6 protein-coding genes and 2 pseudogenes are annotated in these 7020 nt (G+C 67.6%); 5 read left to right on the top strand and 3 right to left on the bottom strand.

Going from position 1 to position 7020, the window contains the following annotated elements; all coding sequences use genetic code 11:
- The 3 genes and pseudogenes from AC1D1G_RS39115 to AC1D1G_RS39125 form a co-directional block, all read right to left on the bottom strand.
- A pseudogene (locus tag AC1D1G_RS39115) lies at window positions 1-378 on the bottom strand (hypothetical protein); the annotation flags it as partial.
- 433 nt (window positions 379-811) lie between these two features.
- Window positions 812-1093 carry a hypothetical protein gene (locus tag AC1D1G_RS39120; protein WP_317568864.1) on the bottom strand — a complete coding sequence of 94 codons (282 nt, stop codon included), beginning with the start codon at window positions 1091-1093 and terminating at the stop codon, window positions 812-814.
- 80 nt (window positions 1094-1173) lie between these two features.
- Window positions 1174-2091, bottom strand: coding sequence for a helix-turn-helix transcriptional regulator (locus AC1D1G_RS39125; protein ID WP_283335285.1), 918 nt, complete (start codon window positions 2089-2091; stop codon window positions 1174-1176).
- 169 nt (window positions 2092-2260) lie between these two features.
- Between AC1D1G_RS39125 and AC1D1G_RS39130 the strand changes: the two genes are divergently transcribed.
- The 5 genes and pseudogenes from AC1D1G_RS39130 to AC1D1G_RS39150 all read left to right on the top strand — a co-directional run.
- Window positions 2261-3520: an MFS transporter gene (locus tag AC1D1G_RS39130; protein WP_477956279.1), complete on the top strand. Its 1260-nt coding sequence runs from the start codon at window positions 2261-2263 to the stop codon at window positions 3518-3520.
- A 33-nt stretch (window positions 3521-3553) separates the two neighbouring features.
- On the top strand, window positions 3554-4072 hold the full coding sequence (locus AC1D1G_RS39135) for a cyclophilin-like fold protein (RefSeq protein WP_283351934.1): 519 nt from the start codon (window positions 3554-3556) through the stop codon (window positions 4070-4072).
- A 27-nt stretch (window positions 4073-4099) separates the two neighbouring features.
- On the top strand, window positions 4100-5125 hold the full coding sequence (locus tag AC1D1G_RS39140; protein WP_477956280.1) for a zinc-dependent alcohol dehydrogenase family protein: 1026 nt from the start codon (window positions 4100-4102) through the stop codon (window positions 5123-5125).
- Between the two features lie 42 nt (window positions 5126-5167).
- Complete coding sequence (locus AC1D1G_RS39145; protein WP_477956281.1) at window positions 5168-6304, top strand: alpha/beta hydrolase; 1137 nt, start codon at window positions 5168-5170, stop codon at window positions 6302-6304.
- A 509-nt stretch (window positions 6305-6813) separates the two neighbouring features.
- Window positions 6814-7020 (top strand): annotated as a pseudogene (locus tag AC1D1G_RS39150) (hypothetical protein); the annotation flags it as partial.

Consider the following 7020-nt stretch of genomic DNA (forward strand, 5'->3'; position numbering starts at 1 on the left):
CTCGAGGAGTCCCTCCCCGGTCCCGGTGGTAGAGGCCGGATGCAGCAGGGTGACCCGGAGGTCACTGCCGACGAGCCGTCGTGACCCGAGTCGGGAGGAAACGATGGACCGCATCCCACCCGCAGCCAACGCGGTCCGTGCCTCGGTCAGGTGTTCGTCCGAGGCGATGATGGTCACCTGGTGCTCGGCTGGCGGTCCGCCGCGAGCGTGGACGGCGCAGTCCCCGCCGACCGCGAACGGCACGTCAGCGGCCGAGAGGATGTTCACCGCCCGCCCCAGCGTCCGCATCAGCTGGGCTTCGCGGGCCGCGACTATCCGAACGGTGGGGTAATCCTCCGCCCGTGGGGAACACTGGCGCGGCGGATGCTCGGTGGTCATGACCGGTGGATACCCGGCGTCGCAGACCTCAACCGTGCCATGGGTCGTCTCGCTTCACGGAGAGCGGCCACGGGAAGTAGATCGACGGATCTTCGTGAGGGGCGCGTCGAGTATTGGCCTGCGAGCTTGTCACCGCAGGTGGCGATAGGGTTCCTGCCGATGGCTACCTCGGTGGCGCGGTTCTTCGCCTCTACCGAAGCTGCTAGTCGGATTGGTTGAGGGTGTCCATGATGCGGTCGTGAATCCAGGTTTCGAGGTTTTGCCGGCGGCGTGGGCGGCATCGTGGGCGCGGGCTTGGAGAAAGCTGACGCAACGGTGTCACGACGGCATCGTTGGCCGAGGTACCTGCGCCGTAATCGACACCTTTGCCGGAGCCAGCGCAACGTGTTGATGAGGTGGATGGGGTCCGGCCGTGTCCCCTTGCACCCACTGGTTACGCCGACTCTGCGCCGACGGTGGTGCGGAACGGGCCGGGTCGGGCATGGATGTTCCAGAGCCGATCGGCCAGGGCGTCGGGGGCGTAGAGCGGGTCGCCACCACCGATCGCGCCGGGGGTGATGAGCTGTTTGACGTGAGTGTTCTGGGGTGTGAGGGCCTCGTGGAGCATTGCGCCGTAGTCGGTTTCATCGGCGAGTGCGGTCGAGGTGCCCGCGACGTCGCCGTTCGGTGTTGCGGCGCTGGAACCGTTACCGTGAATCCCTCCCGCCCGAAGCATCGGGCCGTCGCCGCGCCGAGCCCGGGTCCGGGGCCGATGATTGCAATGGTCGTTTTCGACAGGATGGAGTCGCCGAAGCGTTATTCGCCGGTGGTGTGGGCCGGGTGGTCGGCTGATGCGGTGGGGGTGAGGTTGGTGGCGGCCCAGTTGGCGAGCAGGGTCATGGCGTCGGCCGACGGGCTGCCGGGTTCGACGCTGTAGAGGGTCAGGACCAGGCCAGGGTCGGCGGGCAGCGGCATTGTTTCGTAGTCGATGGTGATGTCGCCGACGACGGGGTGGTGGAAGGTTTTGGTGCCGGTGTAGTGCAGGCGCACATTGTGTTTGGCCCAGCGGACCCGGAATTCATCGCTGCGGGTGGATAATTCACCGACGAGGTCGGAGATGCCGCGGTCGTACGGGTCGCGGCCGGCGTCGGTGCGCAACAGATTGACCGCGCCGTCGGCCATCTGGTCCCAATCGGGATAGAACTCGCGGGCACGGGGGTCGAGGAAGCAGAAGCGGACGAAGTTGACCGCCTTGCTGGGATCGGGGTGCAGTTGGTCCGGGTAGAGGGGCGAATAGAAGGCGTAGGCGAGCTGGTTCGCGGCGACGAGGTCGTGGCGGGCGTTGCGTACGAATGCGGGCCCGGTGTAGCCGTCGAGGAGTCGCTGCACCATCGGCCGCACCGCCTTGGTGCGGCGTGAGCGKACTCGTTGCGGGCTGCTGAGGGCGCTGCGGTGCAGGTCGAACAGATGGGAGCGTTCGGCGTCGTCGAGTTCGAGGGCACGCGCGATGGCGTCGAGCACGGATTCGGAGATGCCGTTGACCTTGCCGCGTTCGATCTGGGTGTAGTAGTCGACCGAGAGCCCGGCCAGGGTGGCGACCTCTTGGCGGCGCAGCCCGGGGACACGGCGCTTGGCGGCGTCGTAGACCGGCAGACCGACGTGCTCGGGGGTGATCTTGGCCCGCCGTGACGAAAGGAATTGGCCGATCTCGGCGACTCGGTTGGTGGACTCCATACAACCGAGGCTACGACCTTCGCGTCGGCGGTTGCCAGGTGCTGTGAGGGGGGGTGCTGGCAGCACCCCCCTAATCTTCGCCTCCCACGCGAGCGGTTAGCGGCGTTGCATGGATGCTGCGAGCACGGAGGTGCTCTGCGACCGAATCCTTCGATATCGACGAGGTGACATGACCACGCAAACGCCTGTTCAACCGAGCACCAGCACTGGCCTGCCTGTGCTGGTGTATGTGCTGGCGGCCGGGATCTTCCTGATGGGCACGACCGAGTTCATGGTCGCCGGACTGTTGCCCGACGTCGCCGCGGATCTGGGTGTGGATATCGCCCGGGCCGGGTTGCTGGTCACGGCGTTTGCGGTCGGCATGATCATCGGCCCGCCGGTGATGGCGCTTGCCACGCTGCGGTTGCCCGCCCGGGCGACCTTGATTGGGGCGCTGGCGGTGTTCTCCGCCGGGCACGTGGTGGCGGCGGTCAGCGACTCGTTCACCGTCGTCACCGCCTCCCGCGTCCTCACCGCGCTGGCGACGGGCACGTTCTGGGCGACCGGTGCGGTGGTGGCGGCCGCGGTCGCCGGACCGGGGGCGAGCGCGCGGGCATTGGCGGTGCTCTCGGGTGGGTTGAGCCTGGCCGTGGTCGCCGGTGTCCCGTTGGGCACCTTCGCCGGTCAGTTCACCGGGTGGCGGGGCCCGTTCTGGATGCTGGCGGTGCTGGCGGTTCCGGCGATCGTCGCTGTTCATCGGTTCGCTCCGGGCACCGCGACCGGGGACACGGTGAGTGTGTCGGCGGATTCGGAGATCTCGGCAGTGCGGCCGTGGCGGGTGTGGGCGGTGCTGGGTGCGATCATGCTGGCGCAGGCCGGGTTCCTCGGCGCCTACAGCTTCATCAGCCCGCTGCTGACCGACCGCGCCGGCATCTCCGCCGCGCTGGTGCCGCTGGTACTTGTCGGTTTCGGTGTCGGCGCCCTGGTGGGGACCGCGCTGGCCGGTCGGATCGGCGACCGGTGGCCGCTGGCGACCATCGCCGCGGCGGTAGCACTGACCTCGGTTCTGCTGCTCGTCCTGGCAGCGACCGCAGGCCACGGGGCGATCGTGGTGGGTCTGATCATCGTCCTGGGTGCCTCCGGGCTCGGGGCGAACCCGGTGCTGATCGCCCAGACCATGCGATTCGCCGGACATGGCTCCCGGCTGGCGTCGTCGCTGGCGACCGCGGCCTTCAACCTCGGCACCGCCGCCGGAACGGCGTTAGCCGCGACCACCTTGTCGACGTCACTGGGTGTGGTCGGGCCGGCGGTCCTCGGCGCCGCGATCACGGCCACCGCGCTGATACCGATCGCACTGCTGGCGACCACCCGGGCGCGTCCTGCCGCCGGCAACCCGCCGCCCCGACCCACCCACGAGGAGACGCTGCGGGTCCCCACGTCCGTGAGCTAGAGCGCGGCTGAACACCGCTACAGGAGAAAAACCATGCGCCCCATGATCACCGGGCTGGTCGTCCTCGCGACAGCCGTCACCGCCGTCGCCGGGCTCACCGCCTGCGCGAGCACAACGGACTCGGCAGAAAACAGTGCGCCGTCGGCGTCACCGACCGCGCAACCTGCGACGTCGCAACCTGGTCAGGAAGGACCGTTCACGCAGATTCGGTTGAGGATCGGCGCCTCGGAGGCGACCGCACGACTCTACGACAACGCCACGGCACGAGACTTCGCATCCCTGATACCGGTGACGATCACCCTGCACGACCTCGGCGGCCGCGAGAAGGCCGGACCGCTGCCTCGCGAGCTCGCCGACGGTGCGGGCCAGAGCAGCTACCGGACCGGGCAACTCGGCTACTGGCCACCCACCAATGACCTGGCCATCTACTACCGCGACGACGGTTTCACGATTCCCGATCCCGGGATCGTGATGATCGGCGAGATCGACACCGGACTCGACGCCATCACCGACGCCGACGGCAACGGCACCCTCACCATCACCGCCGCCTGATCACCCCAACGACCGAAGAGGACCACCATGCGTGGAGTAGTGATGTATGCCCCCGGCGATGTTCGCGTCGTCGAGCGGGAAGACCCGAAGATCATCGAGCCGACCGACGCGATCATCCGGATCACCGCGACCTGCATCTGCGGATCCGACCTGTGGCCGTACCGGGGTGTGGAACCGGTCGATCACACCCTGATGGGACACGAGTACGTCGGCGTCGTGGAGGAAATCGGTGCCGCCGTGCAGACCGTGTCGGTCGGTGATTTCGTCGTCGGGTCGTTCGCCGTCTCCGACAACACCTGCGAGATCTGCCGCGCCGGCTACCAATCCCGTTGCCTGCACGGCTCCTTCGTCGCCGGAGACATCGGCACCCAGGCAGAGAAGGCCCGCATCCCGTACGCCGACGGAACGCTGGTGGCGACGCCCGGTCAGCCGGAGATGGACCTGGTTCCCTCGCTGCTGGCGGCCTCGGATGTCCTTGGGACGGGCTGGTTCGCCGCCGTCGCCGCCGAGGCCGGACCCGGTAAGACCGTGGCCGTGGTCGGTGACGGTGCCGTCGGCCTGATGGGTGTGCTCGCCGCCCAACAGCTCGGCGCCGAACGGATCATCGCCATGTCCCGGCACGCCGACCGCCAAGGGTTGGCCAGCCAGTTCGGTGCCACCGACATCGTGGAATCCCGCGGCGACGAGGGTGTCGCCGCGATCAAGGAACTCACCGGCGGGCTCGGCGCACACAGCGTCATCGAAGCCGTCGGCACCGAGGAGTCGATGCTGCAGGCCATCCGCTCGACCCGGCCCGGCGGGCACGTCGGCTACGTCGGCGTCTCCCACGACGGTGTCACCCTGCCCGCCAACCAACTGTTCTTCGCCGAAGTGCACTTGATGGGCGGCCCCGCACCGGTCCGCCGCTTCCTGCCGGAGCTGATCGACCTGATCTGGCGCCGCGAGATCGATCCCGGCAAGGTCTTCGACCTCGCCCTCCCGCTGGACCAGGCGGCCGAGGGCTACCAGGCGATGCACGAGCGCCGCGCCATCAAAACCCTGCTCACCCTCTGACCTCCCGCCCCCAACTCACTCACACACACCAGGAGTGCCGCAATGACCAACACCAGAACCACCGCGCGGCGAGGCCATAGCCGCTGGAGCAGGATCGCCGGCGCCGGGGTTGCCACGCTCGCCGTCCTGGCCGCCTCAGCCTGCTCCGCCACCGACTCGAACACCTCCTCGGCGGCTCCTGCCTCGCCGGTCGCGAACCCGGCCTCCGGGGATCTGTCTAACGGTGCCGACAACTTCTACACCAGTGACCAGGTCACCATGCAGCCGGTGACGTTCACGAACCAGTACCAGATGGACGTCTCCGGCAACCTGTTCGTCCTCAAGAACCTCGCCGCCGGCACCCTCGCAGCCGCCATGGTCGTCGGCCACCCCATGGGCGCGGTCAAGGAGCAGAGCGCCAACCTCTACGCCACCAAAATGGCCGAGCAAGGTTTCGTGACGCTCTCGCTGGACCTGGCGTTCTGGGGCGGCAGCGCGGGTGAACCCCGCAACGCCGTCGCCCCCGACCTCTACACCGAAAACTTCTCCGCCGGCGTGGACTTCCTGCGCACCCAGGACACCGTCGATCCCGAACGCATCGGCGCGCTCGGCATCTGCGGCAGCGGCAGCTTCGTCATCTCCGCCGCCAAGATCGACCCCCGCATCAAGGCCGTCGCCACCGTCAGCATGTACGACATGGGCGGCGCCAACCGCAACGGGCTGGGCCACTCCGTCACCCCCGAGCAGCGCCAGGCGATCCTCGCCCAAGCCGCTACGCAGCGTGATGTCGAATTCACCGGCGGCCCTGTCGAATACACCAGCGGAACCGTCCGCGAACTGGCCGCGGACTCGACTCCCATCGAACGCGAGTTCTACGACTTCTACCGCACCCAGCGCGGCGCATTCACCCCCGAAGGCACCACCCCGGACCTGACTACGCACCCGACGCTGTCGAGCAACGCGAAGTTCATGAATTTCTACCCCTTCAACGACATCGAGACCATCTCGCCGCGCCCGATGCTGTTCGTCACCGGCGAAAACGCCCACTCCCGCGAGTTCAGCGAAGAGGCCTACCGCCTCGCCGGTGACCGCAAGGAACTGGTGATCGTGCCCGGCGCCGGGCACGTCGACCTCTACGACCGCACTGAACTGATCCCGTTCGACAAGCTGACCGAGTTCTACACCCAGAACCTCACCTAACGGCATGCGGGCAGCGACCGGCAACCCGGTTTGAGTGTTCTTACCCCACAAGAGGACCCACGGGTATGCCAGCGTGCACCGACTATGCACGCCGGCATACCCGGTTCAACTGTCAACCTCGACGAGCGATGCCCGGACACCACGACAACCAAGAGGGCGTAACACAACTCCGCGCTCTCGCGGCGACAAGGCCGCACAGCGCCGCGAGCATGCGAAACCGCATAGGAGGGCACCGACGGAAGGACACCGATGATCGGGAACAGAAGTCACGACAACCACGATCGAGCAGGAACCATCGCGATCGGGCTCGCCATCGCGATCACCACCATCCTGACCTACCTGGATTCACTGATCTATTGACCGCTCGGAACCGCCCCCGTCACGACGCGAGCCGTAACGGAGGATGGTGTCCGTCTACTGGAAGTACGTCCCAACCTCCCGCGCTCCCTTAGCGTTGATGGTTGGAGCAGCAACACGAGATCRGAGCGTTGCTAGACAGCAGGCGTGCAATGCCCGAGCGCATCTACGACCGCACAATCGCCGAGGACCTGAATCCAGTGTTCGACGGCGACGGTGCCTCGGAGCTGGTCTGCGGGCTGGTCCGGTTCACCCCGGGCGCTCGCACCAACTGGCACGCCCACGGCAACGGGCAGCTGCCACCACGTGGCTGGAGCCGGTCACCGCGGAGCAGTACGCCGCTGCGCACACTGCTGCAG

It is taken from the genome of Rhodococcus sp. P3_B8 (genome assembly GCF_056402775.1).